Source organism: Streptomyces sp. NPDC104313, from assembly GCF_055583985.1.
Window position 1 is genome coordinate 88135 of record NZ_JBVJMW010000007.1, and the last position, 23549, is coordinate 111683.

Here is a 23549-nt window from a genome sequence, read left to right on the forward strand (position 1 = left end):
CCGGGGCCGTGGCCGGCGACCCGTACTCCGGGGAGCCGGACCTCCGGTCCCCCGTCCGGACGGGGGACCGGAGGCGTGGGCGATCGGCCGGTACTCCCTCGGACTCGGTTTCGATCCGGCCGGGGACACGCCGAGAAGAAGCGTTTCCGCGTGCGGGCATTCCCTCGTATGGGTGTGGCGCGGACATCCGGACGGCCCCGGGGCGAGCACAATGGGGCGGCGGTTCGTGCAGAGGCGCGCAGGCCCCTCTCCCGCACCTTGCGCTCAAGGAGGACCGGTGGCGGAGAGCTGGACGGTTCAGCGGACCGGGCCCGGGGATGCCGCGCGCGCGCACGCGCGTGAACAACTTCTGGAGGCAGCCAGGGAGTTGTACGGCATCAACGGATACCGGGCCACCGCCGAGCACGATGTGTGCGCGGCGGCCGGCGTGCCGGTCGAGGTGCTGCGTCAGGAGTACGGTTCCCGGGAGGGTCTGCTCATCGCCCTCCACAACCGGGTCACGACGACCGGGCTGCGCGCGGCGGAGAACGCTCTTCTGGCCGAGGGCATCGACAAGCGCTCGATCGGGGAGCGGGTGCAACTGCTCTTCGACGCGTACGTGGAGACCGTCACCAGCGACCCGCGCGAGGCCCGGGTGACGTTCGTCGAGGTGCTGGGGGTGAGCGCCGTGGTGGACGAGCACTGCAAGCTCTGGCGGGCACTGTGGACGGAGTTCCTGACCGGGGAGGCCGAACGGGCGGTGGAGCGCGGCGAGGCGGAGGACCGGGACCACCGGGTCGATGTGATGGTGATGGTCGGCACGGTCCATGAGCTGATGGCCCACCACACCCGCCGCAGCCGCCGGGCCCAGCCCGGGGAGGTCTCGGGGGAACTGACCCAACTGGCACTGTCGATGCTGGGGTCGCAGCGGAGCGGATGAGCGGGGCGCACCTGTCGGCCGCCGGACTGGCCGCCGGACTGACCACCGGTCCAGCCGCCGCAGCACCGGCAGCGGCGGCGGGCCCCCTGGTGCGCCGGCACACATCGAGCACGGCGAAGGGCGCACTCCTTGGGGAGTGCGCCCTTCACCTGCTGTTCACGCACGGCGGACCCGACGGGAGTGGGACCGTCCTCAGGCCTTCTGGCTCCTGGCCAGTGCCTTCGCCGATCTGAGGCGCTGGGGGTCCTGGACGTTCTGCGTCCCCGCACCCCGGCCCGGCGTGAACTGCCATTCCCTGACCTTCGCCGCGACCTGTCCGAGCTTCCGTGACCCCGGCGGCACATCGATGAAGAAGGTGGATTCGCTCGCCGGTGTCATGTCACCGCCCCACTTCACCACGCCTTCGAGCTCGGCGAGGATGTCCCGGATCGCCGTGACCTGGTAGGGGAAGAGATTCCCCGTGGCCCCCAGGGGGCAGTTCTCCGGGTAGAGCGCCAGGGCGGTGCCCGACAGGTGGTTGGACGTATAGGCCGCCCTGACGTCGCGATCGGCGTGGTGGCCGACTATCTCGCCGCGCTCGCTCTCCAGCCGGTCGACGTCGTAGTGGAAGCGTTGTGCCACGTAGGTCAGGACCGTGGCGACGTCTCCTTCGCGCAGGACGACGGCCAGGTCGGTTCCCTGGATGCCGCAGGGGGCGGTGATCGAGGTGCGCGCGTCCGGAATGCTCCAGCCGTTCGCCGAGGTCGATTCGCGCCAGGTGGTGTCGGCCGCGACGGCGCTCGCGGGAGCCAGCAGAGCACCCGCGCCGGAGAGCATCGCGGCCCCGGCGGCGACGCCTGTGAACTGCTTGAGGAGGGTGCGACGCGAGAATTCGGTGGTCATGAGGTCCCTTCGGGAAGGTGTCGTGCGCGCCGGGCCAGGAACGCGGTGGCGCAGATCAGGGCGACGGCGAGACCGGCCGGCACGTAAACGAACACGTTGATCGAGGCGGAGAGGTGCTCCACCGTGGAGCCATCGGAGTAGACACAGGCGTTGCGAAGGGGCAGGAAGTCCTGACGCAGGCTTGCCAGTCGGGCACCGGAGGCGGCCCGGTCCTCGCACAGCTCCGGGAACGGCCCGCCGAGCGTGACGGCGAACCAGCCGTAGCAGTACACAGCCAGCGCCGAGAAGCCGAGGAGGAGCGCGCCGACCCCACAGATCGCGGCCGGCGAACGGGCCGGGTTCCTCAGGAGGAGGACGACCACCACGACGCAGGCCGGTACCGCCGTCACACTGAGGAGCAGAAGCAGGCCCATCAACGGGGTCGGCATGGCAGTCCTTCCTTCTCGGCCGGTCGCGCGGACAACGGAGCCGCGGGACCGGGTGATTCCAGGTTCAGCGAGCGACTTCCTGGGCTATGAGATTCTGCAGGACCTCGGCGAAACCCCGGTAGAACTCGTCCATCACGGAGTCGCGCTCGTTCCAGGGCTCCTTGAGGAGAGGGCAGTTCCGTTGGATGAGCAGAGCGCGTGTACTCGACAGCAGCGTGTCGTCGATCTGGTCCTCGAGGAACGCCTTGGACGTCGTCTTGGCGCCGTCGGTGGTGTTGCCGAACCTGGCCGCCGAGAAGTCGCTGAAGCGTGTTTTGTGGGCCCCGCCGGTCAGGATCCTCTTCAGCTCGGCGACGATGTTCGTGCCGCCGGCCTTGAGCCTGGTCGCGACCGCGAACCCGTCGATGTCCTCGATCAGATCGCTGAGCGAGAACGTGGACGCGACGTCGGGCCTGGCCAGGTTCTTGCGGCAGAAATCCAGCGGGGAGGCGTTGTCGGAGCGGCTCCATTCGCCGTAGAACGTCAGCAGGTCCCCACCCCAGCTGGCGAGTTCGGCACGGTTCGCCTTGCCGACGCCGGCGTTCCCCTTGAGGTAGTAGCCCGCGGCACTGGCGATCAGGTGGTCCGGGCTGATCTCGACGCCCATGGACGGGTCGAGGTAGGACTTGTCCCGCGCCCGGCCGAGTCCTCGGTCACGCGCGAACTGGATGAACGCGTTGTCCACGTCGCCGAACAGCGCGCCCCAGCGGGAGTCGGTGTATTTGTCCCAGCGCATGAACTGAAGCGAGAGTTCGTCCGCGTTGCCCTTGCCGTACGCGACGGCGGCGTCGTACACCTCCTGGGCGTACGCGAGGAACGCCGTGACGGTGGAACTTCCCGGCTTGTTCACCGAGTCCTGCCCGAAGTCCGACCCCGGACGGTGTGCCACCCGGTCCAGTCCGAACGAGTCCGAACCTGCGGAGAACTCGAACTCCTTGATCTGGTTGAACGTCCAGTTCTGCGGCAGCGGGAATCCGAGGTTGCCGGAGAATCCGTAGGACATACCCGAGACGAAGGCGTACGGAACATACGCGCCGGCGGAAACGCTCGCGCACACGTTCCGTGAACCGTACACGCCGGTTATGTACTTGCTGCCGCCCCCCTTGAGGGCGTCGTTCACGCCGAGGAAGTAGTCGACGATCTTGTCCATGTCCGCTGCTGTGGCGTCGTAGTCGACCGCGAAGTAGATCACCGTGCTCCGGTTGAATCCGTAGCCTTCTGCCCGCTCCTGCGCTCTGCGCCCGTGGTGGTAGCCGTTGGGATACGAGAAGTCCGCGAGGCTCCGGGCGTCGTACTGCCAGATCGGGAAGACGTTCAGACCGGCGGAGAAGATCGCGGCCAGCTCTCCGGGCTGGATCTCCTTGTTCAGGGTGCTGTTGGCCGGCTCGTCCAGGTAGCGGCCCACGGCGCGGTAGCCGGCGGCGTAGAGAGCCTTCGCCCGGGAGGCGGTGATGGTGAAGCGGGTGTCGCAGCTGTTCACGTCCCGGTCGGGGTTGCCGTAGGAGACCAGCAGTTGCGCCCAGGTGTCGAAATCGGCCTTGCCCGTGACACCGATCGCGGAGAAGCTCTGGAACTTCTCCACCCAGCTCCTCAGCTTCGGGCCGAACTCGTAGCTGAAGCTGGCGATGTCACCGCTCGTGTTCGACGGGCCGTTCGCCACACAGGCGGCGGAGAACAGCTGCACCCAGGTGCCGGTGTCGCCCTCGGTCAGCGTGCGGGAGCGCAGGGCTGCTTCCGTGGCGGGACCGAAGACGCCGGTGGCCGAGTCCTCGGGGATTCCCGACTCGTACTGGATCCCCTTCATCAACGCCTGCTGGACGTCACGGGAGAAGAAGCCGTCGCACGGGCCGAGGAAGAAGGTCGACTTCTTCCAGTAGCGGGAGTTGAGCCACTGCTGCATGAGGCGGATCTGCTCCAGTCCGCCGGACTGGAAGATGTAGGCGTCCATGGTGAGCAGGGCCTTGAACACCTTGGACGACAGGGTGTTGTCGATGTCTGCCGCCGGCAGCCCCATGTTCTCCATCATGGTCCGGATGCCGCCCAGCGTGCCTATCGACATCTCGCCGTCGATGGCCCCGGCGCTGTAGCCCTTGGACCACAGGCCGCACTGGATGATCCTGACGATGTTCTTGTTCGACTCGCCAACCTTGATCGGCCCTCTGGCCGCCAGCTTCGACAAGGTGGTGGGGCCGAAGGAGTTGGAAAGAGCCGTGATCCCGAGCTCGTGCTGCAGGGCCCGGGTCAGGGAGTACATGGTGTTCCAACCGGTTTTCCCGTCCTCCTTGACGGGGTTGTATCCGGCGACCGTCTTGTATGTCGCGTTGACCCACTGCTGGGCCTGGAGAACCATCACGTCAGCCATGGCGGAAGCCTGCTCCTTCAATTCTTCGGTGGATGTGGGGAAATGGCGGTCCGGAACCGGTTTGGTTTTGGGGGAGGACGGCCTGTCGCGGCGGATCGTGGAAAGGTCGCCATTCTTGGGGGTGCTTCATGGCGCGGGCGGTATTCCTGCGACAGCGATGAAGGAAATCCCTACCGATACGGCGGATCCTGTCGGCATGCACACGGGCCTTCCTCGTTGAGTACCGGCACGACAGTTGTGTTCACGGCGTGTGCGCCTGTCGGACTTTAACGCGAATTGATCATGGGGTCTACACCTGGTGGTCGCACGGTAGGTGAATCCCTGTGTGTAGAAAGGGTGGTGTTTCTGTCGATTACATAGAAGAGTTGATGCTATGGGGCATCAGATGGGCAAGCGGCCCTAATGAGAAGTTCCAGGAGAAAGTGGACCAGGGTCGACGGCCGGGAGTCGGCCAACCCTGCGGAGCTCCCTCCCTCGCCCGGGGTGCCTTGCGGTGGCGGGTTTTTTTATGAGGGAGGGGTGCGTGCTGTCGATGTCGCGGTCGATGAAGTTATCGCGAACTCTGCCAGTGCTTCGATGGGCAATGCGGCAGCGAGTGAATATCTCGCTTCCCAGGTACCTATCGCGAGTTCCCGTGTGCCGGAGCCGCCCGGGCGCTGACGGCGAGAACCGCGACATCGGCGAACGGGGATATGTCCGTCCGGAAGCAAGAGGACCGCCCCGACAGTCGGGTCTGCCTCCGGCAGGACTCGAACTGCCGCCGGTCCGGCCCGCTCTCGGCCGACGGGGTGCGGGGCGCGGCCCGTGGCAGGATGCGTCGCATACTCCGGGCCGCGTGGGCACGGCGGAGCTGTGCTCCCCGCGGCCTTCCCGCTCACCGATGGACGGACGAACGAACCATGGACAGACGCGCCCTGATGCTGGCCACCGGCGGGCTCCTCGGCGGTGCCGGCGCCACGCAGTTGACGGCCGCCGGGCCCGCCGCCGCGGCACCGGCAGCGGCGGCGGGCCCCGTCTTCGACGTCCGGGCCTACGGCGCGGTCGGGGACGGCGTGGCCGACGACACCGCGGCCTTCCGCGGCGCGCTGACCGACGCGCGGGCCGTGGCCGGTGGCGGGGCGACCCTGCTGGTGCCGCCGGGCTCGTACGCGCTCGGGGAATCCCTGCTGCTCGGGCCCGGTATGACCGTGCGGGCCCACGGGGCCCGGCTGTTCCGTACGGGCAACACCTCGGCTCTCGTCAAGAACTACACGAGCGGCATGCCCCCGGTCGCCGGTTACGGGGGCGCCGGGAACATATCCGTCTTCGGCGGTGCGTGGGACATGCGCGGCAGCCGGTTCACCTCGACCTGCCCCGCCTTCGTGTTCGCGCACGCCGACGGGTTCACCGTCCGGGACGTCACCGTGCTCGATGTTCCTCAGGCGCACGCGATCGAGCTCAACGCGGTGCGGCGGGCGAGGATCGTCGACTGCCTCTTCGACGGCGTGTACGCCGGGACCGGAACTCCGACCGTGCCGAACCGGCTGGAGGCCGTGCAGATCACCGGCGCGACCAACTCCGCCAATCTTCCCGCCCCCGACTTCGACGGCACCCCCTGCGAGGACGTCCTGATCACGGGGTGCGTCATGCGCAACTCCCGGCCCGAGCTCGACGCCCCGTACGACGCCCTCTGCGGGGACCACTACGTCGCGTCCGGCGACGGACACCGGCCGGCCCACCGGAACATCCGCGTGCTGGCCAACCGTGTGGAGAGCAGCGGGGCCTACGGGATCCGCGCCACCGACTGGCAGCAGTCGGTGATCGCCGACAACACCATCGACGCGGCCACCGTCACCGGCATCCACATCGGCTCGGGGTCGGGCAACGCACTCCAGGACATCGCCGTCACCGGGAACATCATCCGTCGCGCGGGCGGCGGCATCGTGGTGTCCAACGCGGGTTCCGGGCGCAACAGTTCGGTGGTCATCAGCGGCAACATCATTCGCGAGACGAAAGGGGAGACAGCGATCTACGTCAGCCAGACGGACGGGGCGTCGATCACCGGCAACATCGTCGCCACGACCGGCCATCCGTCCGGCGGCAACTGCCAGGGCATCCAGGTGCAGCGGTCCCCGCACGCCGTCATCACCGGCAACCACCTGTCGGACATCACCGGCGACGGCATCGCTGTCGACACCGGCTCGACCGAGGCCCTCATCGCCCAGAACACCGTGCTCCGCACGAGCGACAACGGGATCTCGGTGGCCTCCTCCGAAGCCGCCGTCCGCGACAACCGCGTCACCGGCGCGGGCACCGCCGGGCTGGACACGAACTACGCGATCCGGATCGGCGGCAACGCGGTGAACGTGTCGGTCCGGGGCAACGTCGCACGGGTCGGTGAGAGCGGCGGCGCGGGGGCCGGGGTGGGGGTGATGGCCGGCAGCCAGGCCGCCTGGGTCACCGGGAACGACCTGCGCGGCTGGGGCACGGCGGTCCGCGACCGGGGCACGGGGACCGTAGGAGACGGAAACCTCGGCTGAACGGTCCGGGCGGGCAGTGCCTCAGACAGCCGCCGGCGTCGCGTGCCTGCCGACGTACGGCCCGCCCAGTTCCCATGCCTGGTGCATCGCGTCGGCGAACGCGGCGGCCAGTTTGTGCTCGCCCGTCGCTCCGGGGTGGGTGCCGTCGTAGGTGTCCGTGCGGATGTCGTACGCCGTGGGGTGCGAGGCCAGCAGGAGCGGTGAGAACGGTTCGTCGAGGTCGGCCACGGCCTTGGCGAGGAGTTCGTTGAAGCGGGCGCAGGAGGCGGCGAAGGGGGCGTCCGTCACGGCCCGGATGTTCGGTATCACCGGGAGCAGCACCATGCGCAGGTGCGGGTTGGCCGTGCGGGCCGCCGTGATGAACGCGCGGGCGTTGGCCGCCGTCTGCCCGGCGTCCGTGTAGAACCCGAGGTCTATCAGGCCGAGCGAGACCAGCAGGACGTCCGCCTCCGCCTCGCGGACCGCGTCCGCGATCACCGGGGCCATGTGCAGCCAGCCCTCGCCCCAGCCGGAGAGGTGCCGGCGGGCGGCGGGCGGGAAGGACGGGTCGGCGTACGCGTGGGAGACCGGGGCGTTCGCCCCGAGGTCGTACAGCGTCGTGCGCGGGCCGACGATCTCGGGCGCCAGGCCGGGATGCGCCTCGAAGTGCTGCCAGATGCGGTAGCGCCAGGTGAAGTCGCCGGTGGCGCCGATGGTCATGGAATCGCCGACCGGGAGAAAACGCATGGCGTCATCATGGCCGATCCCGGCTCCGGCCTGCGACGTGACGATGGACACTGGGGCCATGCGCTCGTATCCGACCGGCCCGGCGGGCCGCGCCGCCGCCACCCTCGCCGCCGCTCTCTCCGTCGCCGTTTGGCTGTTCGCCGGGGCCGGTCCGGCCGTGGCCGACGACGGGCGGCCCGACCGTGACTTCACGATCGAGGACCCCCGCGTCACCGAGTCCAGCGGGCTCGCCGCCAGCCGCGCGCACCCCGGCGTCTACTGGACGCACAACGACAGCGACGACGGCCCCTACGTCTACGCCGTCGACTCCCGCACCGGGAAGACCCTCGCGACCATCACCCTGCGGGGCGTGGGGGAGCCGAGGGACGTCGAGGGCATCTCCATCGGGCCGGACGGCGACCTCTACGTCGGTGACATCGGGGACAACCTCGACGGCAGCTGGGACCACGTCTGGATCTACCGCTTCCCCGAGCCGAAGACCCTGCGCGACGCCACCGTCACGGCCGTCCAGTACGACGTGACGTACGCCGACGGGGCCCGCAACGCCGAGGCGCTGATGGTCCACCCGAAGACCGGCCGCGTCTACATCGCCTCCAAGAACGAGGACGGCGGCGGCCTCTACGAAGGCCCCGCGAAGCTGTCCGCCGGCTCCCCGAACGTGTTCCGGCGGGTCGGCGAGGTGCCGTGGGTCACGGACGGGGCCTTCTCGCCCGACGGGACCCGGCTGGTGCTGCGCTCGTACTTCAGCGCCCGCGAGTACGCCTTCGAGGACGGCCGCCTCGGTGAGGACCGATCGGTCGCCGCGCCGTTCCAGCGGCAGGCCGAGTCGGTGACGTACACGGCGGACGGCTCGGCCCTGATGTTCGGCTCGGAGGGGGCCCGCAGCGAGGTCGTCCGCGTGGAGGCGGAGGGCGGTTCGGGGAGCGGTTCGGGGTCCGGCTCCGGGTCCGGTTCCGGCGAAGGTTCCGGCGAAGGTTCCGGGGCCCCCTCGAAGGGCGGTGACCGGGGGAGCGCCGGCGAGGGCGGCAGTGGCAACGCGGCCCTCGGGGCGGCCGTCCTCGTCGGGGCCGCGGCCCTCTGGTGGGCGCTGAAGCGGCGGCGCGGGTAGCCGGACGGAGGGCGGGCGAATCGGCGCGTTCACGGTCGCGTTCCCGCTCGCTCGTGCTCAGGTGTCCTCGTCCGTCACCGGCCACACCACGTAGTGCAGGGTCCGGTCCCGCTTCAGCCGGTGCGCGAACGGGACGAGCACGCCCTGCACGACCGGGTACTTCCGCGACAGCATCCGCGCCGCGTGCGTGTTCTCCCCCGTGCCCGGCCGCAGCAGCCGCGCGTGCGCCCTGACCTGCGGCCCGGTGGGGCGGCCCCGGACCGTGCAGGGGGCGATCTCCACCTGCGGGTGGTTACGCATCCGCTCGACCTTCCAGGCGGAGGAGAACGTGCGGATGAACGCGTGATCGCCCTCGACGGCGATGTTGACCGGTGTGCCGACGGGGGTCCCGTCCTGGCGGTGGGTGCTCAGCAGAACGGCGTACTGCTTGACGAAAGGAGCGAGCTCCCGGCTGGCGTCCATACATCCATTGGGGCACGGGCCGGGGGCGCTGTCACTTCCGGGCTGCTGTCGGCTACGGGGCCTGCTCCGCGGTCCGGTCCGTCGTGCGCTCCGCCGTGCGTTCGGAGGTCCGGTCCGCCGTGCGCTCCGAGGTCCGCTCCGCGACCAGGGCCTCGAAGCCGGCGATCAGCCGTCGCAGCCCGAACTCGAAGTGGTCGAACTCGAAGCTGAAGGTGTCCTCCGACAGGCTCGCCATCATCGGGTACGCGCCGCTGAGCATGGCCCGCTCCAGATAGGGGCGCTGGTTGTCCCAGAACTCCTCGTCGCTCAGCCCCGTCTGCCGCAGGGCCTCCGCCGCGTCGGCCTGGGTGCGGGCGAGGCCCTCCACGAAGCTGTTGACCGTGATGATCACGCCGATCAGCTCGGCGTCGCGCAGTCCCATGGACCGCAGCGCGGTGAGGGAGAGCTCCAGGCCGCGCAGGGCGCTGGGGCCGAGCACGGTACGGGCCTGGTTGATCTTCAACAGCCAGGGGTGGCCGCGCAGGTTCTCCAGATAGGTACGGGCCATGGCGTCGACGGCCGCCCGCCAGTCGGCGGGGGGCGCGTCGACGGGATGCTCCGTGTCGGAAGGCAGGGGCTCGCCGAGCACCCGGTCGAGCATCAGGTCCAGCAGTTCGGCCTTGCCGGGGACGTACCGGTAGAGCGACATCGTGCCCGTGCCGAGCTCGGTGGAGAGCCGGCGCATGGAGACGGCGGTCAGCCCTTCCGCGTCCGCGACGGCAATGGCGGCGGTGACGATCCGGTCCAGCGAGAGACCCGGTTTGGGGCCGCGGCTGGGGCGGTCCCCGGTGCCCCACAGGAGTTCCAGGCTGCGTGCGATGTCGCCGCTCCCGGTGGCCGTGCCGTCCGTCGCCGCTGTCGATCCGTCTTTCGCCATGAGGTCAGCGTAGTGCCCCGGAACAGTTGTGGGTACACCGTACCCGAATATGGGTACGGTGTACCCAAAGTGCGGTACGGTGCACCTCGATCGGCTTCCGGCCGGTCCGAGGAACAGGGGGTTGCGCTATGTCCATGCCTAAAACAGGGGCGGGGTCCGCGTCCGGGTACGCGGTGCTCGCCGAAGATGTCGTGAAGCGGTACGGGGGGCGGGGGAAGGGCGGCACGGAGAAGCGGGCGCTCGACGGATTCGACCTCGCCGTCCGCCCCGGCACCGTCCACGGCCTGCTCGGCCCGAACGGGGCGGGCAAGACCACCGCCGTGCGGGTCCTCGCCACGCTCCTGCGGTACGACGGGGGCCGGGCGGAGGTCGCCGGGCTCGACGTGGCGCGCGAACCCCGCCGCGTACGCAGCCGGATCGGGCTCACCGGCCAGTACGCGGCCGTCGACGAAGGCCTCACCGGGCGGCAGAACCTGGAGATGTTCGGGCGGCTCTTCCACCTCGGCAACCGCCGGGCCCGGCACCGCGCCGCGGAACTGCTGGACCGGTTCGACCTGAACGAGGCCGCCGACAAGGGCGCCAAGGAGTACAGCGGCGGCATGCGGCGACGGCTCGACCTGGCCTCCTCGATGATTCTCCAGCCCGATGTGCTCTTCCTGGACGAGCCGACGACCGGGCTCGACCCGCGCGGCCGGGGCGAGGTCTGGGACGCGGTCCGGGCGCTGGTGGCCGGCGGTACGACGGTGCTGCTGACCACGCAGTACCTGGACGAGGCGGACAGACTCGCCTCGCACATCACCGTCATCGACCGGGGGCGGGCCATCGCCGACGACACCCCGGACGCGCTGAAGAACCGGGTCGGCGGCGACCGGATCGAGGTGGTGGCCGCCGACGCGGGGGACCTCGAAGCGGTGGCGAGAACCGTCGACCGGGTGGCCGGGGGCGGGCTCGTCGTCACCGATGCCACCGCCCGCCGGGTGCACGCCCAGGTCGCCGACCGGGTGTCCGCACTCACCGAGGTGGCCCGGGGCCTCCAGGACGACGGAATCGCGGTGGAGGACATCGGGCTGCGTCGGCCGAGCCTGGACGACGTGTTCCTGCGCCTGACGGGACACGGCACGGCCCCCGACGCCGGGAGCCGTGACGCCGGGAGTCATGACAGCGGGAGTCGTAACGCCGGGAACGGCGGCACCGAGAACCACGGCACCGGGAACCACAGCACCGAGAACCACGACTCCCCGGAGGTGGCGGCGGCATGACCACACTCGAAAGGAACCCGGCGGCGACGGGCCCGGTCCGTGACCACGGTCTCGTCTACTGGGCGGTCTCCGATTGCTGGAACATCACCCGCCGCACCCTCACCCAGTACCAGCGCTATCCCTCCGCCGTCGTCTGGCAGCTCGGCTTCCCGATCCTCTCCGTCCTGCTGTACGGATACGTCTTCGGCAGCGCGATGAAGGTGCCCGGGGGCGGGGACTACCGGGAGTTCCTGATGCCCGGCATGTTCGCCATGACCATGGCCATGGGCTTCATGAACACCGCCGTGGCCGTCGTCACCGACGTCGCCAAGGGGGTCGTCGACCGCTTCCGGTCCATGCCGATGGCTCCCTCCGCCTTCGCCTCCGGACGCGGGGTGGCCGACCTGGTGGTGGCCGCGGCCGAGCTGACCATCCTGGCCGTCACCGCGCTGCTGATGGGCTGGCGCGCGGGCGGCGGGGTGATGGCGGGCCTCGGGGCGTTCGGGCTGCTCCTGCTGCTGCGGTTCAGCCTGATCTGGGTGGGCGTCTGGCTCGGCATGCTGGTGCCCACCCCGGAGGCGGCGGGCGGACTGTACGCGGTGGCCTTCCCCATCACGATGATCTCCAGCACCTTCGTGGCCCCGTCCCTGATGCCGGGCTGGCTGGGCACGATCGCGGCCTGGAACCCGATCTCCTCGACGGCGACGGCCACCCGCGAGCTGTTCGGGAACCCCGTGGCGGGCGGCGGCACCTGGGTCGAGGAGCATGCCCTGCTGATGGCCGTGGTGTGGCCGCTCGCGATCACGCTGGTGTTCCTGCCGCTGGCGGTCCGCCGCTTCCAGCGCCTGAGCCGGTAAGGGCACTCGCGCACCGGCCGTGAGCCGCGGAAACCCGTGGCACGGGGGGGCGGGGGCGGCATAGGGTCGGACACCGTGCCGATGACGACTGCGCCCCTGCCCTTCACCACCGCCCGCCTCGACGTGCTCCCCCTCGATCCGGCGTACGCCGAGGAGATGGCGGCCGTCCTCGCGGACCCGGCGCTGTACGTGTTCACCGGCGGCGGTCCGCCGGACCCGGTCGCGCTGCGGTCCCGCTACGAGCGGCAGAGCGCCGGTTCGCCGGACCCCGGGGAGCTGTGGTGGAACTGGGTGCTCCGGATCCGCGAGGACGGGAGCCTCGCCGGATACGTCCAGGCGACGGTACGGGGACCCCGGGCGGAGATCGCCTGGGTGATCGGGACGCCGTGGCAGGGCCGGGGCTACGCGAGCGAGGCGGCGAAGGGCCTCGCGGCGCACCTGGTCGAGACTGCGGGCGTCCGGGAACTCGTCGCCCACATCCACCCCGACCACGCCGGGTCCGAGGCGGTCGCCGCGGCGGCGGGCCTCCGGCTGACGGGGGAGTGGGAGGACGGCGAACGGCGCTGGGCGGGCAACCCGCCCGTGCCGGGGGCCCTTTAGGGCCTGCTGGGCCGGCACACGGCTCATGCGAGTCCTACTGCCTACTGGCTTGAGGAAGCTTTCTGCTCAAGTAGCGCGATTTGCTACGGTCCCACCATGACGTCGTCGGTGCCTTCTGCGCGTGCTGTTGATCTTAGGGTCGAGCCGGTCGATGACGTGCTCGATCGCGTGGAACGGTCTCTGAAGGTCCGCGTTGACCGGGACACAGTCATCCGAAAACGGCGGTCTGTCGGGGGACTCACAGATCGGAACACGTGGGTGCGGGTGGAACGGCGGTCGTTTCAGCGAATCGCAGCCCAGGGCGGCAACGGGCCGGAGACAGCAGCCGTTCTACGCGGAGTGGCCATGCCCCGATGGCATACAGGGCTTACCTGGCGGGACGCACAGGAACCAGTCATGTGGAGGGCCGACGAGACGGAGTTCGTCGCTGGGACACCCGTCGGACAAGCGGCCTTGGTGATCGAGGCCCCTCCGCTGACGGACATGTGGTGGGCCGGGCTGAACACATCGCTGGACGCTCTTGCTGCACAGCTCACTCCACGCATCGCGACGCCGGACACCGAGTCGATCACGCAGAGCCTCGTGGACGCGACCATCCGGCAGGTCTTCCCTGAGATCGCCAACCTCGCCATTGATGAATGGGCCCCCGCACACGCTGACCTGACCTGGGCCAACGTCATGGGCCCCAAGTTCTGCATCATCGACTGGGAGGACTGGGGGACGGCACCGAGAGGACTGGACGCGGCGACCCTGTGGGCAAATGCGCTGGTGGTACCGGCGCTTGCGGATCGTGTGTGGAACGAGCGGCGGCCGGACCTGGAAAGCCGGTCCGGCCGACTGATGTCTCTGTTCGTCTGCGCGAAGATCGTCGGCCCGTACGCGCACGAATCCGACCCACGACTGCAGCCGGCGCGCAAGGAAGCCGTTCGGATCGTCGAGCAACTTCAGTCCTCCTGAGCGTCTCTCGCCAGGAGGCGGCGATACTCGGCGACAGCCGCGGAGTCCACTTCGTGAGCCAGAGACCCAACCAGCTCGCTCAGGTGATCTGCGCTATGGGAACTCACTGCCACCTTGGCTGCTCCGGGTAGGTGGAAGGCGACGCGGAAGGCCGCCTGAGCCTTGTTGGCCCGCTCTGGTGCGCGTAGGAACAGTCGCGGATCGAATCTCGCCCACACCGGGTCGGCTGTGCTGCCGGCGAACGGGCTCATGCCCCATACAGCTGAAGGGGCGAAACGCGAGGCGAACTTCTCGCCTGCTTGGAGGACTTCGGCACCGACCAGGAGACCCGCCCTGAGCATGAGGACATCGGGGCGGGGGAACTGCCGATGCTCCAGTTCGATCAGTGACCGTGGGTCCCATGACGAGATCCCCCAGGACCCGCAGAGTCCACGCGTGGTGGCGTCCACAAGGACGGAGCAGGCATTGCTCAGGAGGTTCGGTGCCGATCTCTCGGAGGCCTCGGCAAGGCTGTGTTCCGGGTTGTGGAGAAAGACCAGGTCCGGCTCCCTGCGCAGGTCGCGGACGGCGCCCTCCAAAGCGCCGCGCAGGCGATCGGGGTCGAGCGAGTGCACCGAAGTCCCGTCCGCGGAGAAGTAGCCGATCTTCGTGGATACCGAGAAGTTCGGCAGCAGGTCTCCGGCTACCTCGGCGAGGACCCTGTGCGACTGGAACCCGAGGTAGTTGGCGCTGGTGTCGATCGCGGTGATGCCGAGGTCTGCCGCCTTGGTCAGGAGAGAGCGTTCATGACGAGACCGGTGTAGCCCAAGGACAACTCGGGGGTGAGCGGTGCGCATATCTCCTCTTCCACCAGGATCGCTGCTACTTCTGCCGCTTCAGCACCCGTTTCAGATGCCGCCTGGTCCATGTGGACGGGCCTGCCACTTAGCAGGAGACGCAGCGACGGGAGCGCCTTGATGGTGAGAGTGAGCTTCTTTCCCGAGGTCAGGACATCGACTGTCTCTCCGTTCTCCTGGATTCGGGGCGGAAATTGGGTGGTGCACACCACGAAGTCCAGCGGGCCGAAGATCTCGAGAAACGGCACGTGCCGTGCGGGTGCCGTCTCCTGCTCGTACGCTGCCAAGAAGTCGCCGGGGGATCGCTCGCCCACGAGTCGGGCCGCAGAATCGGCGAGGGCACCGTGGCCGACCGTGCCGGAGCGGTCGAGGTCGTGCCGGAAGATCTCCTGCTCGCGAGACCAGTCGGCCAACCATGCGAGCCAGCTGGCTCCCGAGCGCTTAGTGACGCCGAACGTCACATGCAGGCTCCTACCCGAGCCACTGCCGGTGCGGGTGGCCTGGTGCCAGTGCCCACGCGGGATGTGCATGACGTCGCCAGCGCTCATCGTGCCGGACCAGACGATGTCCTTGCTCGGCGTGGTGTTGGGGTCCGCGTCCCGGTACATCGGGGCTGTACGCGAGGTACCACGCACCTCCCAGTTCTTCTCCCCGGCGAGCTGGACGATCAGGACATCATGGTCGTCCCAGTGCAGCGGGAATCCGGCGGCGTCGTTCGTCGTGAGGTACGCGTTCACCTGTACCCGCTCGTGTGACCACCACTGGAAGGCACGGCAAGCCACTTCCATCGTCGGGTCGAAGACGTTGGCCTGGTCCAGGATGAGCGTCGCGCCGTTCTGGAGGAGAGACCCCAGGCTGCGCATGTCGACCATGGAGATGCTCTGGCCCCGAGGGCTGACGCTGTCGGTGTAGTAGATGGCCGGGTGGACCTCCTCGCCCTGGCCCGGCACCTCACCCAGGACAACGATCCGGCTCCCGGGGAGGGACGCTGAGCCCGCCTGCTCTCCCCGTCCTTGTCGAGCCCGGCCGCATCCGGGCCGTGCAGCGGGCCCCCGGCCGGGCCGGAGCGGGAACGGTCACGCGGCGGCGAAGGTCAGGTAGGTACTGACCGTCAGCCCGGAGAAAGTGATGAGCTGGCGGGGTTTGAGGCAGGTGAAGGCCGCGTGCATGGCGATCCCGGCAGCGACGGCGTACGGCATCGTCTGCGGGATGAGGAGCGCGGGCGGCAGTGCGATCTCGGCTGCGATGGCGGTGGCCGCGACCGTACGCCAGAGGCGGACGTCCCGACGGGTGAGGTTGCCCATGTGCCGGCGGATCAGGCCGGGGACGGCGTACTGGAACCGGCGGTGGGGCAGCTGGTCACGGACCTGGGTGTAGGTGTGGATCCACTGGGCGAGGTAGAGCCCGCTGCGGAACTGGGGAGAGCGGAGTTTCTGCCAGGCGCTGTTCCAGTAGATGTCTGTGGTGATCAGCACGATCAGACACTGGGCCCAGGTGTTGGCCGTGCTCGGGTCGTGCTCGATGGTCAGACCGTGGCCGAGGTCCCCGGCGAGCAGAAGGCAGGTGCCGGTCAGCAGGGTGTAGCGCACCGCGTTGGGGCTTCTGAGGTAGAGCAGTTCCATGGCAGTCCCGGTCAGGACGATCAGCAGCGACAGGCGTGGTGCGAGCCCGACGGCCAGGGTGAGGGCGGCGATCGTGCGGATGGCCAGCGCGGGCCGGTACCCGGCGGCCAGGAGGCGGGCTCGGTGGGGGCCGAAGCGCTGTTCGGCGAGGTGGAGGCTGAGCGAGCCGGGCGCGAGGCGTTCCCATCCGCCCTGCCCGAAGGAAAGGACGAACCGGGCGGTGAGGACCGTGCCGAAGAGGATGCGGAACCACTGGATGCGGCCGGGGTCGGTCGGGTGCTGGAATCCGGAGGCGATGGCGTCAAAGAACCACACGGCTGTCCCGCACCTCCACCCGGTGCTCGCCGCGGCCGGTCAGGACGCGGCCGGTGCCGTCGATTCGTTCGTAGTGGCCGCCGCGGGTGAGGTGATCGAGGATCGCCTGGAGCTGGGGTGGTCCGAGGATGAAGGAACCGGGCGAGAGGTGGTCGTAGACGTTCACCGGTTCGGTGTGGCCGTCCTCGGTGGTGCCGGTGAGCGAGACGATCGTGAAGGTGGCCCGGCAGAACATCTTCCAGCGCAGCCAGCGGCCGGGCAGGGGGGTGAAGCCGGTGATCATCCAGGCCACGAGGGCGCAGGCGACGGCGATCTGGACAGCGGACAGCAGGGATGGGGGCATGACGGGGAACCTCCGTGTTGGGAGGGTGGAGGTGAAGGGCGGTGGGCCCCGCATCCGGGGCGCCCGCGAGGGTCAGCGCTCGGGCTTGGGGGGCCGCTGCATCAGCGCGGCAGCGGCCTGGTCGAGGGTGACCTTCTCGTGCAGCAGGGCGGAGATCACTTCAGTGATCGGCATCTCGACGCCGTGGGCTTGGGCCAGGGCGAGGATGGCCTCCGCGCTCTTGACGCCCTCGGTGGTCTGCCGGGTGGCGGCCGTCGTCTGTTCGACGCTCAGGCCCTGGCCGAGGTGGGTGCCGAAGGTCCTGTTCCGGGAGAGCGGGGAGGAGCACGTGGCCACCAGGTCACCCAGGCCGGCGAGCCCGGCAAGGGTAGCTGGGTGCGCGCCCATGGCTGTTGCGAGGCGGGTGGTCTCCGCGAGTCCCCGGGTGATGAGCATGGCCTGCGCGTTGTGGCCCATGCCCATACCGGAGGCGATGCCGACGGCGAGGGCGATGACGTTCTTCACCGCGCCGCCCAGCTCGCAGCCGGTCACGTCGGTGGACGTGTAGGGCCGGAAGTACGGGGTGTGGCAGGCGCGCTGGACGCGGTGGGCCGCGTCCTCGTCGGGGCAGGCGATGGTGGCGGCGGCGGGCTGGCCGTCCATGATTTCGCGGGCCAGGTTCGGGCCGGACAGTACGGCGACCCGGTAGGCGGGGATTCCGGTCACCTCGGTGATGACCTGGCTCGCCCGCAGGCCGGAGCCGATCTCGATGCCCTTCATCAGCGACACGATGACAGTGTCCGCACCGATGTGCGGGGCCCAGGCAGCGAGGCTCGCCCGCAGGGACTGTGCGGGGATGGACAGCACCAGGAAGTCCGCGCCTTCCAGGGCGGCGGCCGGGTCCGTGGTGGCCGTCAGGATGTGGGGCAGTTCGACGTCCGGGAAGTACCCAGGGTTGCGGTGGGTGGCGTTGATCGCGTCGGCGATCTCAGCGCGCCGGGCGTGCATGATCACGCTGGTACCGGCGTCCGCCATGATCTTGCCGACGGCGGTGCCCCAGGACCCGGCCGAGAACACTGCCGCACGGACGTGGTGCTGGTTCACTGCGGGGTCCTCTCGCCGGGCGCGGTCCTGTCGCCGGTCTGGAGGCCGGGCCGGACGATTCTATCGACCGCCCCCGCTGACGGCGGTGCGTCCGAGGCGGGGAGGCGCCGCAGCGTCAGTAGGACGGCCCGCCGGCCGCGCAGGGTGGGGAGTTTGTGCTGTGCTTCGCGGAGCATGTTCTCGGCCGGGGCCTCGCCCAGCTCACGGCGCAACTGATCGGCGTGCGCGATCCACAGCCGGTACAGCCGTTCCCACATCGCGGGTTCGCCGGGCCGCTCTTCCAGGTGCTCCTGCGTCAACCCGGCGGTGGCCACCTGCTGGTGCCACGCCGGGTCCGCACCGCGCCGCAGCGCGCGGGTCACGACAAGACGGCTGCCGGGGGCCAGGACGCGGCCGAGCTCGCGCAGCGCGTTCCCGCGGTCTGCGGCGCGTCCGAGGGCGTCCACGCACACGATGCCGTGGGCGCAGCCGTCCGGCAGGCCGGTGTTCTCCAGCTCGGCGACGCGGAAGACGGCACGGTCGGCGGCCGGGCCGAGGAAGTGGTCGCGGCGGGCGGTGGCCTGCGTGGTGGCGACGGGCGAGAGGTCGAAGGCGTCCAGGCGGACAGCGAGTGCGCGGGCCAGCCACAGGCCGATTCCGCCGGCGCCGCATGCGGCGTCGACGAGGAGCTGGCCGGGACGCATCCTCAGCCTGCCGGCCAGCAGCCCCAGTAAGGGCCAGTCGCAGGAGCTGGCGGCGGCGACCTCCACCGGGTAGTCCTCGCCCATCGCCTCGGCGTACAGGCGGGCGACCAGATCGGTGCGGGCGCGGGCGGAGTGGAAGGCGTCGTACTGGGCGGAGCGCTGTCCGTCCGCCGTCTCGCTCGGCGGCGCCGTGGTGGTGGGGTTCATCGGGGCATCGACCTCCTGATGCGTGAGCGGGTGCCGGGGCAGAGGACCTGCACGGCGTGGACGGGACAGCCCGGGACGGACAGGTCCAGGGCCGCCGGTTCGTGCCCGGTGACGCGCGTGACCTGCTGGGCCACCGCCGTCACCTGGTCGGCGAAGCCGCCGCGGGGCGGGGTGAAGCGGTCCGTCGCGGCCGTCCACGGCGCAAGCCTGGCGGTCTGAGCAGGGTGAAAGGGCGGGGTGTCGAAGCTGCCCGGGTCGCCGGGCAGGTCGTCCCGGGTCCCGGCGATGGCGGTCAGCCGGGACTGGGCGGCCTCGGTCACCGCCCGCGTCAGCGCGATCCCTGGGACGCTGTGGCAGCCGCCGCCGGCGAAGACGACCGGGTAGTCCTGCGACCACAGGTAGGCCACGCACACCGGCAGCCCGTACGGGCCGTCCACCATTGCGACCTCCAGCGCCATACCCGCCGCCGCCAGGCGGGCGATCACCTCCCCGCCGTGCGGGTCATCGACAGTCCGGGGGTCGATCAGCGTGCGAAGCCGCCCGCCCGCCTGCCCGTCCCGGTGCAATACATCGCGCTCCACCACCTCGAACAGGCCGTGCAGCAGGGCCTCATCCCGGCTGTTGCCACACGCCAGCCCGGTGCTCGTCGCGCGCAGTACGTCCGGGGTCCACTGCGGGCGCTGTCCGCGGCGGCGGACCAGGTCGACCGGCAGCAGCACCTTGGCCCCGCTCACCAGGCTGGTACCGGCCGCCCACTCCCACACCATCCGCGACACGGCGCGCTCCGGGTACGGGACGGCCATCGGCAGCGCGGCGACGGGGCAGCCGGGGGCAACCTCGGCGGCCGGGCCCACCGCGGCGACGGGCAGCGGCTGCTCGGCGTGCCACAGCTCGATCGCCTCCATGACTGCCGACAGCTTTGCCAACAGGGGTGTAGCACCCTTGCCCTGCGACGTCGACAAGGTCAGCGACGCGGGCCGGATCGCGGCGAAGACCGGAAGCCCGACGCAGTCCAGACCGGTCAGATCCGCGACCCGGGTGATCCCGAACTCCATCAGCCGTCCGGACAGTGCTTCCCATGTTTCCTGCGGCGTGCGGGCGCGCACCGTGCCTGGCAGCACCACCAGCTCCTCAACGCCCCCCACGGGCCGCCTCCGTCCTCTTCGTCTCTTCCACGAATCCGGGCACGAGCCGCTTGGCCGCCGAGGCGGCGCGCGCCCCGCTGGCCAGCCCCCGCGCGGATGCCTCCGCGTCGAACTCCTGCTCATGGCAACGCCACACCCTGAGCAGGAGCTCGCGGGTCACCTCCTCGCGGACCGCCGCCGCCGAGAATCCGGGCCGGCTGCGACGAGCCCGGGCGAAAGCATCGGAATACCGGGCGACCGCCTGCCGGTCCTGGGGACTCTCGCCGTCCAACAACAGCGCCACCGCCCGCTCGTCGCGCAGATCGATCGTGGGGTGGAACACGCGGTCTGCGGGCAGGTCCCCGCCGGTCACCTGTGCCAGCCGCTCGGCCAGCACCAGCCCCGGACCGCCGTCTGCGGGATGCCGGGAGAGGCGTTCGAGGTAGGCCGACCACCTCTCGTGGAACGCGGGGTCGAACACCTGCTGGTAGACAAGGCGGTCCTCGGTGGACAGTTCCAGGCCCTCCACACACGCGCTGGCGAAGGCGTTGGACCAGCGGCGGAAGTACGCCGTCTCCCATACCAGCGGCCCGACGACCGCCCGGTCCGTCACTGCCGCGCCGTCGAGCGCGGCAGTGACGGCGGCGAGCGCGTCGACGCGCTTGAGGTCACCGAAGTGCCGGTCCTGCTCACGCTGTTCGGCCAGCCACCCGACGAACCCGGCCTCGTACCGGCGGCGGCAGACGGCCCGCACCGCGGCCCACGTGCGATGCGGGTAGTAGACCGCGCGCAGCGCCTGAAGGAGCCCAGCGGCCCGCACACCGTCGAGGACCCCGGCCGACCGGGCGAGCCGAAGGACGTGCCGGAGATTGACCAGCGGCCAGGTCAGCGCGCCGAACTCCCCGTCCGGGGCCTGCCCGATCGCCACCTCGTCGTCGCCGTCGATCTCCCCCGAGGCGTACGCGGTGTAGACGCTGCCGACGCCGAGCATCCCGTACGGCGCCAGTTCGGCCGCCCGCAGCGCACCGATGCTCGCCGCCCCGATCACCCCAACACCCCGCCCCATGACGGCGAGGATCTCCTTGTGCCGCAGTGCCGGCGCCTGGTGGTACACCCCGTCGATGAGCACGACCGTGTCACCGACCCCCATCGAGGTATCGAACAGATCGCCGTGCCGGGCCGGCGGAAGCACCCGTACACCGGGCGCGGTGAGTACGGACTCGGACGCCGACAGCGTCGGCCCGACGAACACGTGAATCACAACGGCCTCCTCCACGGTGAAGCACGAAGGGCGCCCCTCCCCGCGCTCACGGGCACGCGAGACAGGAGGGGCACCCAGGTCAGGACGCGAACGAGAGAGGGGACTACTCCTCGTCCTCGACGTCGACGGCGACCACCACGGGGCCGGTGATCTCCTCGGTCCCTTCCACCGATGCCGAGGTGCTGGCGGCGGCGATTGCGGACTTGGACGGCTCCACGGGCTTCTCCTTCGTGCCGACTTTGCCGGTGCGGGCAGGCTGCCCCCACCGGTGGTTCCGCAGGCCCGGGGCTGCTCGCCCGGCGGGGCCCGCCTGCCCGCCCCTGGCCGGGGCGGGAAGTCTTCAGCCTCTGGTCAGGGTGCGGTTGTCGGCGGCGATCCACTCCTTGCCGCCGTCCTCGGGACGCAGGAAGACCGCGCAAGGGGTGACGCGCCGGGTGGCGGGGTCCTCCCACTCGCCGATGAACTGCACGAAGCCCCGACGGCCGTGCCCGCCCCCGTCGACGACCGCGGCGCCCTCACCCAGCCAGCCGGGCAGATCATGGTGAGGGGCGGGCCGGTGTGTAGTCATGGCGCAACCTCTCTCTTTCGGCTCCCGCAAGGGTGAACCGTGACGAGAGGGCCACGGAGGGGCATCTCGGGGGGCATCATGTGCCCATGCCGATCGGACAGTTGATCCGTGATCTGCGCACCCTCAAACAGTGGACCCAGACTCAGCTCGCCGAACAGCTCGCCCTTTCCGCAGGTGACCCCACCGGGGCACCGGGCCGGGACGGGGTCAAACGGTGGGAGACCGGCAAGGTTATCCCCGGCAAGCACTGGATCGGGCACCTGTCCCGCGTGCTGGGCGTCTCTCACCCTCAACTGGCCGCGGAGGCTACCCTCGACCGCGTGAACCGACGAGCCTTCCTGGGACTGTCCACCCTGGCGCTCTCGCACGGCCGGCTGGCCTCGGAGATGGCGGCCGGCATCGCCGGCCGCGACCCGGGCCCCCTGACGGGGGTCCAGACCACACACGGCGCGGACGTCGTCACCGCCTCACTGACGGACAAGACGGCCGTGGCGAACCTGCGCGGGTGGATGCTCGGCGGCGACGTTCCGATCCTGCGCGTCAACGCCGCCGGAATCCTCGCCAAGGTGCCCGGGCAGGGCTACGCCGATGCCGTCGCCCGCGTTCTGGCCCACGACGAAGAGGTCCGCCACCTCTACCTGACGGCCGTCACCTCCCGTGTCTGCGCCGTGGACTGGACGACCGCAGGCCGGATCGCCTCCGAGCCCGCCGCGTACGCGCACCGCGCGGACTTCCTCGCCACCCGCTTCGCGAAAGAGACCCTCAACCCACAGGACTCTGGCGCCCGCTGGTGCTCCTCGGTCATGCTGCGGGAGCTGAGCCCCATGATCGGACGGAGTCCCGCGTGATCGTCTTTGAAGTCCCCCAGGGTGAGCTCGTCAACGAGCTGAACCGCCAGGCCGCCGAGGCCGGTATCACCGACGCGGCGATCGTCTCCCTGATCGGGGCCGCCGACTCCTTCACCGTCTCCACCATGCCCGAGGGCGACGCGCTCAAGGACACCATCACCAAGTACGACCTGCCCGGCGAGATGACCGGCACCGGCGAGATCCGCAACGGGTTCGTCCACCTCCACGTAGTCATGGGTGTCGAAGGAGACCGCGCCATCGCCGGACACCTCCACGAAGCGCACATCGGCGCCCACTTCGCCCGCGTCTACGTCATCCCTACTGACTGACCGGCCCCACGTCGGGGTGTTCGCACACGTCGGCCCCGGTGCCGCCCTTCCCCCGTGGGGCCGCCAACCGGCTGGCCGACGAGCTTCTGGTGCAGGGGAGTCTTGATTGGCTGCGTACCGCCCTTGGCGAGGGCAGGAAGTAGCCCTCCCTCGAAGCTCGGGTCCTGACCTTCGGGCTTCGGGCTTCGGGACGGTCGGGTCACTCTTCCGGGGGTACGTGAGTGGGGCTCCGGCCCGAAGCTCGGGTGCCGGGACTCGGGCGTCGGGATACGGGACCCGGGGTTCGAGCGCCTTCTTTAACCGGTTGGTAGAAGAAG

At 70.2% G+C, this 23549-nt stretch carries 23 protein-coding genes and 1 pseudogene; 9 read left to right on the forward strand and 15 right to left on the reverse strand.

The annotated features are described in order from the left end of the window. The first annotated feature begins 277 nt into the window (after positions 1 to 277). A complete protein-coding gene (locus ACZ60Q_RS18220) occupies positions 278 to 919 on the forward strand; it encodes a TetR/AcrR family transcriptional regulator (RefSeq protein WP_469635202.1) in 642 nt (213 codons plus the stop codon). A 192-nt stretch (positions 920 to 1111) separates the two neighbouring features. Here ACZ60Q_RS18220 and ACZ60Q_RS18225 read toward each other — a convergent pair whose 3' ends face one another. The 3 genes from ACZ60Q_RS18225 to ACZ60Q_RS18235 form a co-directional block, all read right to left on the reverse strand. Then, positions 1112 to 1801 carry a hypothetical protein gene (locus ACZ60Q_RS18225; RefSeq protein WP_469635205.1) on the reverse strand — a complete coding sequence of 230 codons (690 nt, stop codon included), beginning with the start codon at positions 1799 to 1801 and terminating at the stop codon, positions 1112 to 1114. After that, entirely contained in the window at positions 1798 to 2229 is a 432-nt protein-coding gene (locus tag ACZ60Q_RS18230; protein WP_469635207.1) for a hypothetical protein, read from the reverse strand. The genes ACZ60Q_RS18225 and ACZ60Q_RS18230 overlap by 4 nt, the downstream gene beginning before the upstream one ends. A 64-nt stretch (positions 2230 to 2293) precedes the next feature. Then, positions 2294 to 4630, reverse strand: a complete 2337-nt coding sequence (locus ACZ60Q_RS18235) for a glycoside hydrolase domain-containing protein (RefSeq protein ID WP_469635210.1) — start codon at positions 4628 to 4630, stop codon at positions 2294 to 2296. Positions 4631 to 5529: 899 nt separating this feature from the next. Here ACZ60Q_RS18235 and ACZ60Q_RS18240 point away from each other — a divergent pair. Continuing rightward, positions 5530 to 7149, forward strand: coding sequence for a right-handed parallel beta-helix repeat-containing protein (locus ACZ60Q_RS18240; RefSeq protein ID WP_469635213.1), 1620 nt, complete (start codon positions 5530 to 5532; stop codon positions 7147 to 7149). A gap of 21 nt (positions 7150 to 7170) precedes the next feature. Here the strand turns inward: ACZ60Q_RS18240 and ACZ60Q_RS18245 are convergent, their stop codons facing one another. Continuing rightward, entirely contained in the window at positions 7171 to 7875 is a 705-nt protein-coding gene (locus ACZ60Q_RS18245) for a GDSL-type esterase/lipase family protein (RefSeq protein ID WP_469635216.1), read from the reverse strand. A gap of 58 nt (positions 7876 to 7933) precedes the next feature. Here ACZ60Q_RS18245 and ACZ60Q_RS18250 point away from each other — a divergent pair, with 58 nt between their 5' ends. Further along, positions 7934 to 8983, forward strand: a complete 1050-nt coding sequence (locus tag ACZ60Q_RS18250; RefSeq protein ID WP_469635219.1) for a YncE family protein — start codon at positions 7934 to 7936, stop codon at positions 8981 to 8983. Positions 8984 to 9040: 57 nt separating this feature from the next. Here ACZ60Q_RS18250 and ACZ60Q_RS18255 read toward each other — a convergent pair whose 3' ends face one another. Continuing rightward, on the reverse strand, positions 9041 to 9445 hold the full coding sequence (locus tag ACZ60Q_RS18255) for a PPOX class F420-dependent oxidoreductase (protein WP_469635222.1): 405 nt from the start codon (positions 9443 to 9445) through the stop codon (positions 9041 to 9043). A 52-nt stretch (positions 9446 to 9497) separates the two neighbouring features. Beyond that, complete coding sequence (locus tag ACZ60Q_RS18260) at positions 9498 to 10361, reverse strand: TetR/AcrR family transcriptional regulator (RefSeq protein ID WP_469635225.1); 864 nt, start codon at positions 10359 to 10361, stop codon at positions 9498 to 9500. 128 nt (positions 10362 to 10489) lie between these two features. On the opposite strand from ACZ60Q_RS18260, the gene ACZ60Q_RS18265 reads away from it, so the two are divergent. From ACZ60Q_RS18265 to ACZ60Q_RS18280, 4 genes are all read left to right on the forward strand, one after another. Continuing rightward, the gene (locus tag ACZ60Q_RS18265) at positions 10490 to 11620 is read left to right on the forward strand and encodes an ATP-binding cassette domain-containing protein (protein WP_469635228.1); all 1131 of its coding nucleotides are present in this window, start codon (positions 10490 to 10492) and stop codon (positions 11618 to 11620) included. Next, positions 11617 to 12456, forward strand: a complete 840-nt coding sequence (locus tag ACZ60Q_RS18270; protein WP_469635231.1) for an ABC transporter permease — start codon at positions 11617 to 11619, stop codon at positions 12454 to 12456. The genes ACZ60Q_RS18265 and ACZ60Q_RS18270 overlap by 4 nt, the downstream gene beginning before the upstream one ends. A 75-nt stretch (positions 12457 to 12531) precedes the next feature. Next, on the forward strand, positions 12532 to 13056 hold the full coding sequence (locus ACZ60Q_RS18275; protein WP_469635234.1) for a GNAT family N-acetyltransferase: 525 nt from the start codon (positions 12532 to 12534) through the stop codon (positions 13054 to 13056). A gap of 96 nt (positions 13057 to 13152) precedes the next feature. Next, positions 13153 to 14013: a hypothetical protein gene (locus ACZ60Q_RS18280; protein ID WP_469635236.1), complete on the forward strand. Its 861-nt coding sequence runs from the start codon at positions 13153 to 13155 to the stop codon at positions 14011 to 14013. Here the strand turns inward: ACZ60Q_RS18280 and ACZ60Q_RS18285 are convergent. From ACZ60Q_RS18285 to ACZ60Q_RS18325, 9 genes and pseudogenes are all read right to left on the reverse strand, one after another. Next, on the reverse strand, positions 14001 to 14849 hold the full coding sequence (locus ACZ60Q_RS18285) for an aldo/keto reductase (protein ID WP_469635239.1): 849 nt from the start codon (positions 14847 to 14849) through the stop codon (positions 14001 to 14003). The two genes, ACZ60Q_RS18280 and ACZ60Q_RS18285, sit on opposite strands and share 13 nt — an antisense overlap. After that, positions 14783 to 15790, reverse strand: a pseudogene (locus tag ACZ60Q_RS18290) (JmjC domain-containing protein); the annotation flags it as partial. The pseudogene ACZ60Q_RS18290 and the gene ACZ60Q_RS18285, both read right to left, overlap by 67 nt. Before the next feature lie 135 nt (positions 15791 to 15925). Then, a complete protein-coding gene (locus tag ACZ60Q_RS18295; protein ID WP_469635240.1) occupies positions 15926 to 16786 on the reverse strand; it encodes a hypothetical protein in 861 nt (286 codons plus the stop codon). Next, positions 16773 to 17129: a hypothetical protein gene (locus ACZ60Q_RS18300; RefSeq protein WP_469635243.1), complete on the reverse strand. Its 357-nt coding sequence runs from the start codon at positions 17127 to 17129 to the stop codon at positions 16773 to 16775. Before ACZ60Q_RS18300 ends, ACZ60Q_RS18295 begins: the two co-directional genes overlap by 14 nt. A 72-nt stretch (positions 17130 to 17201) precedes the next feature. Then, positions 17202 to 18212 (reverse strand): NAD(P)H-dependent glycerol-3-phosphate dehydrogenase, encoded by a 1011-nt coding sequence (locus ACZ60Q_RS18305; protein WP_469635245.1) that lies wholly within the window; start codon positions 18210 to 18212, stop codon positions 17202 to 17204. Continuing rightward, complete coding sequence (locus ACZ60Q_RS18310) at positions 18209 to 19102, reverse strand: class I SAM-dependent methyltransferase (protein ID WP_469635248.1); 894 nt, start codon at positions 19100 to 19102, stop codon at positions 18209 to 18211. Before ACZ60Q_RS18310 ends, ACZ60Q_RS18305 begins: the two co-directional genes overlap by 4 nt. Continuing rightward, entirely contained in the window at positions 19099 to 20247 is a 1149-nt protein-coding gene (locus ACZ60Q_RS18315; protein ID WP_469635250.1) for a YcaO-like family protein, read from the reverse strand. The genes ACZ60Q_RS18310 and ACZ60Q_RS18315 overlap by 4 nt, the downstream gene beginning before the upstream one ends. Beyond that, the gene (locus ACZ60Q_RS18320) at positions 20234 to 21487 is read right to left on the reverse strand and encodes a TfuA-like protein (RefSeq protein ID WP_469635253.1); all 1254 of its coding nucleotides are present in this window, start codon (positions 21485 to 21487) and stop codon (positions 20234 to 20236) included. The genes ACZ60Q_RS18315 and ACZ60Q_RS18320 overlap by 14 nt, the downstream gene beginning before the upstream one ends. A gap of 340 nt (positions 21488 to 21827) precedes the next feature. Next, on the reverse strand, positions 21828 to 22055 hold the full coding sequence (locus tag ACZ60Q_RS18325; protein ID WP_469635256.1) for a hypothetical protein: 228 nt from the start codon (positions 22053 to 22055) through the stop codon (positions 21828 to 21830). Positions 22056 to 22141: 86 nt separating this feature from the next. Here ACZ60Q_RS18325 and ACZ60Q_RS18330 point away from each other — a divergent pair, with 86 nt between their 5' ends. Continuing rightward, positions 22142 to 22903 (forward strand): helix-turn-helix domain-containing protein, encoded by a 762-nt coding sequence (locus ACZ60Q_RS18330; protein WP_469635258.1) that lies wholly within the window; start codon positions 22142 to 22144, stop codon positions 22901 to 22903. Beyond that, positions 22900 to 23232, forward strand: coding sequence for a PCC domain-containing protein (locus tag ACZ60Q_RS18335; protein ID WP_469635261.1), 333 nt, complete (start codon positions 22900 to 22902; stop codon positions 23230 to 23232). Before ACZ60Q_RS18330 ends, ACZ60Q_RS18335 begins: the two co-directional genes overlap by 4 nt. Positions 23233 to 23549: the final 317 nt, after the last annotated feature.

Coding starts and splice junctions, on each gene's coding strand:
- ACZ60Q_RS18225 (WP_469635205.1), bottom strand. CDS start 1,801: ATGACCACCGAATTCTCGCGTCGCACCCTCCTCAAGCAGTTCACAGGC.
- ACZ60Q_RS18230 (WP_469635207.1), bottom strand. CDS start 2,229: ATGCCGACCCCGTTGATGGGCCTGCTTCTGCTCCTCAGTGTGACGGCG.
- ACZ60Q_RS18235 (WP_469635210.1), bottom strand. CDS start 4,630: ATGGCTGACGTGATGGTTCTCCAGGCCCAGCAGTGGGTCAACGCGACA.
- ACZ60Q_RS18240 (WP_469635213.1), top strand. CDS start 5,530: ATGGACAGACGCGCCCTGATGCTGGCCACCGGCGGGCTCCTCGGCGGT.
- ACZ60Q_RS18245 (WP_469635216.1), bottom strand. CDS start 7,875: ATGCGTTTTCTCCCGGTCGGCGATTCCATGACCATCGGCGCCACCGGC.
- ACZ60Q_RS18250 (WP_469635219.1), top strand. CDS start 7,934: ATGCGCTCGTATCCGACCGGCCCGGCGGGCCGCGCCGCCGCCACCCTC.
- ACZ60Q_RS18255 (WP_469635222.1), bottom strand. CDS start 9,445: ATGGACGCCAGCCGGGAGCTCGCTCCTTTCGTCAAGCAGTACGCCGTT.
- ACZ60Q_RS18260 (WP_469635225.1), bottom strand. CDS start 10,361: ATGGCGAAAGACGGATCGACAGCGGCGACGGACGGCACGGCCACCGGG.
- ACZ60Q_RS18265 (WP_469635228.1), top strand. CDS start 10,490: ATGTCCATGCCTAAAACAGGGGCGGGGTCCGCGTCCGGGTACGCGGTG.
- ACZ60Q_RS18270 (WP_469635231.1), top strand. CDS start 11,617: ATGACCACACTCGAAAGGAACCCGGCGGCGACGGGCCCGGTCCGTGAC.
- ACZ60Q_RS18280 (WP_469635236.1), top strand. CDS start 13,153: ATGACGTCGTCGGTGCCTTCTGCGCGTGCTGTTGATCTTAGGGTCGAG.
- ACZ60Q_RS18285 (WP_469635239.1), bottom strand. CDS start 14,849: ATGCGCACCGCTCACCCCCGAGTTGTCCTTGGGCTACACCGGTCTCGT.
- ACZ60Q_RS18300 (WP_469635243.1), bottom strand. CDS start 17,129: ATGCCCCCATCCCTGCTGTCCGCTGTCCAGATCGCCGTCGCCTGCGCC.
- ACZ60Q_RS18310 (WP_469635248.1), bottom strand. CDS start 19,102: ATGAACCCCACCACCACGGCGCCGCCGAGCGAGACGGCGGACGGACAG.
- ACZ60Q_RS18325 (WP_469635256.1), bottom strand. CDS start 22,055: ATGACTACACACCGGCCCGCCCCTCACCATGATCTGCCCGGCTGGCTG.
- ACZ60Q_RS18330 (WP_469635258.1), top strand. CDS start 22,142: ATGCCGATCGGACAGTTGATCCGTGATCTGCGCACCCTCAAACAGTGG.